The 2,857-nt window shown below is 69.1% G+C and carries 2 protein-coding genes; both read right to left on the reverse strand.

Annotated features, from left to right (window positions below):
* Positions 1-255: 255 nt before the first annotated feature.
* Entirely contained in the window at positions 256-735 is a 480-nt protein-coding gene (locus E1293_RS46035) for a macro domain-containing protein (RefSeq protein ID WP_132206326.1), read from the reverse strand.
* 74 nt (positions 736-809) lie between these two features.
* Positions 810-2,645: an acyl-CoA dehydrogenase gene (locus E1293_RS46040; RefSeq protein ID WP_132206328.1), complete on the reverse strand. Its 1,836-nt coding sequence runs from the start codon at positions 2,643-2,645 to the stop codon at positions 810-812.
* Positions 2,646-2,857: the final 212 nt, after the last annotated feature.

Raw genomic sequence — 2,857 nt, forward strand, 5'->3', positions numbered from 1 at the left:
GCCCACGCGCGTCCGCCCGCCGTGCAGATGGGACTTGGACGGCCGCGAAGGCCGCCACCCGGCAACCAGCACAACGCGGCACGCAGGCCCGGCGCGCCCTCCGCTGGCTTCTGACCACCTGCCTCCACCTGACCCCGGCCGCTCCACTCCCGTGACCGCTAACCCGCCGAAAAGCCCAACGGTTGGTGCGCATCGCGCTGGAGGTCGGTGACCGCGGTTTCGTGCTGGCCGGTCGTCCCGAAAGGGGTTCGGGGGCTATGGGGTGTCGTAGATGGTTACGGGGATGCCGGGTTCGGTGAGGCTGCTGGTGATAAGGGGTTCGATGCGGTTCCAGCGTCCGCCGGCCAGGCCGCAGCCTATGCGGGGCATGTGGACGGTCGCTTCGAGGTCGATGGCCGGTGCGGCCAGGCGGCGCAGGCATTGCTGCACTGCCTGGTACCGGATCGGCGGTCCGGAGCTTCGGCTGGTCTTGATGCCGTGCTGGCCGATCATGTTGGCGACCCAGATGTCGGGTCGCACCTGGACGAGCTGGATCGCGCCCAGCTCGAAGTCGTTGCCGGCGCGGTCGCGGTGCCAGCGCCGGTAGGCCGCTTCGGGCTCGGGCCAGCGTCTGGATATCGCCAGGACGAAGCCCTTGCCCCAGCCGCCCCGGTTGTTGCAGATGTGCGCGATGACCTTGGGACCCTTGGCCTGCGGGGAGGTCGCGTCGCCCTGGAGATAGCGGATCTGCGCCATGATCGGCACGGTATCCGGCACCACTGACGAACCGGCCCCCGCCGGGAGTCTGGCGGGGGCCGGTACGTTCTTGATCAGAACGCGTCTTCGGGGAGGTCCATGACGTCGAGGGTGGTGGACTCGGTGATGGCGCGGTCGGCAGCGAGGCGGGGTAGGACGGTCTGGCAGAAGAACTGGGCGGCTGCCACCTTGCCGGTGTAGAACGCCTTGTCGGGGCCGGAGACGTCGCCGCCGCCTAGGGCGGTGAGCGCGACCTCGGCCTGGCGGCAGAGCAGCCAGGCGACGATTAGGTCGCCGAGGCCGAGCAGGAGCCGGGACGAGCTGAGCCCGATCTTGTACAGCTCCTTCGGGTTCTCCATCGAGCCGAGCGCCCACCCGATCATCGGGTCCAGGATGCCCTGCACGTCGTCGAGGGCCCGGCCGAGCAGGGCCCGCTCGTTCTTCAGCCGGCCGTTGCCCGCCTCGGACTCGGCGAACGCCTTGATCTCCCCGGCGAGCACCTTCAGCGACTCGCCGTTGTCCCGGAGGATCTTGCGGAAGAACAGGTCCTGGCCCTGGATCGCGGTGGTGCCCTCGTACAGGGTGTCGATCTTGGAGTCGCGGATGTACTGCTCGATCGGGTACTCCTGCAGGAACCCGGACCCGCCGAGGGTCTGCAGCGACTCCGCGCCGAGCAGCGCGTAGGCGCGCTCGGAGCCGAAGCCCTTCACGATCGGCAGCAGCAGGTCGTTGATCTTCTCGGCCTGCTCGTCCTTGCGGCCCTCGTGCTCGGCGATCTGCACGGCGTCCTGGTAGGACGCGGTGAGCAGGACGAGCGCCCGCATGCCCTCGGCGTAGGCCTTCTGCGTCATGAGGCTGCGCCGGACGTCCGGGTGGTGGGTGATCGTGACCCGCGGGGCGGACTTGTCGGTCATCTGCGTCATGTCCGCACCCTGCACGCGCTCCTTGGCGTACTCCAGCGCGTTCAGGTAGCCGGTCGACAGGGTGGCGATGGCCTTGGTGCCGACCATCATCCGGGCGTACTCGATGACGAGGAACATCTGCTTGATGCCCTGGTGGACGTCGCCGACCAGGTAGCCGACCGCCGGGTGCTTCTCGCCGAGGGTCAGCTCGCAGGTCGTGGAGACCTTGAGGCCCATCTTCTTCTCGACGTTGGTCACGTAGGCGCCGTTGCGCTCGCCCAGCTCGCCGGACTCCACGTCCACCAGGTACTTGGGGACGAGGAACATCGACAGGCCCTTGGTGCCCGGCCCCGCGCCCTCGGGACGGGCCAGCACCAGGTGGAAGATGTTCTCGGACATGTCGTGCTCGGCCGAGGTGATGAAGCGCTTGACGCCCTCGATGTGCCAGGTGCCGTCCGGCTGCTCGACGGCCTTGGCGCGCCCGGCGCCGACGTCGGAGCCGGCGTCCGGCTCGGTGAGCACCATCGTGGCGCCCCACTGCCGCTCAAGGGCGAGTTCGGCGAACTTCCTCTGCTCGGGCGTGCCGATGTGCCACAGGATCTGCGCGAAACCGGGGCCGGAGGCGAACATGTAGACGGCCGGGTTGGCGCCCAGCACCTGCTCGGCGACCGCCCAGGTCAGCGAGCGCGGGGCGCCGCTGCCGCCGAACTCGGGGGCGAGGTCGAGGCGGTACCACTCGGCGTCCATCCACGCCTTGAACGACTTCTTGAAGCCCTCCGGCATCTCGACCGAGCCGGTGGCCGGGTCGAACTTCGGGGGGTTGCGGTCGGCGTCCTCGAAGGAGGCGGCGAGCGGCCCCTCGGCCAGCCGGTTCACCTCGTCCAGGATGCTGCGCACGGTGTCCTCGTCCAGCTCCGCGTACGGGCCGCTGCCGAGGAGGTCCTGGCGCCTGAACACCTCGAAGAGGTTGAACTCCAGGTCCCGGAGGTTGCTCTTGTAGTGCCCCATTCGAGACTCCGTCTGGTTCGGCGGCGACCCGCGGCCCCGCTTTCCGTACTGGTTAGTAACTCGACATCATGCTACCCGCTGGTAACCAGTGACAACCACCCCATTCGGGCATCGATACCACGCCCGGGCGCGTCGGGTGAGCCAAGTCACGTGGCCGCCGGCGGACACCGAGGCGCCGCGGCCCCCTCACCGGCGGCTTCGTCCCACACGCC

This window comes from Actinomadura darangshiensis, from assembly GCF_004349235.1.
GTDB lineage: Bacteria > Actinomycetota > Actinomycetes > Streptosporangiales > Streptosporangiaceae > Spirillospora > Spirillospora darangshiensis.

Excerpts from the sequence above, each read along its gene's own strand:
- E1293_RS46035 (WP_132206326.1), bottom strand. The coding sequence starts at position 735 with ATGGCGCAGATCCGCTATCTCCAGGGCGACGCGACCTCCCCGCAGGCC.
- E1293_RS46040 (WP_132206328.1), bottom strand. The coding sequence starts at position 2,645 with ATGGGGCACTACAAGAGCAACCTCCGGGACCTGGAGTTCAACCTCTTC.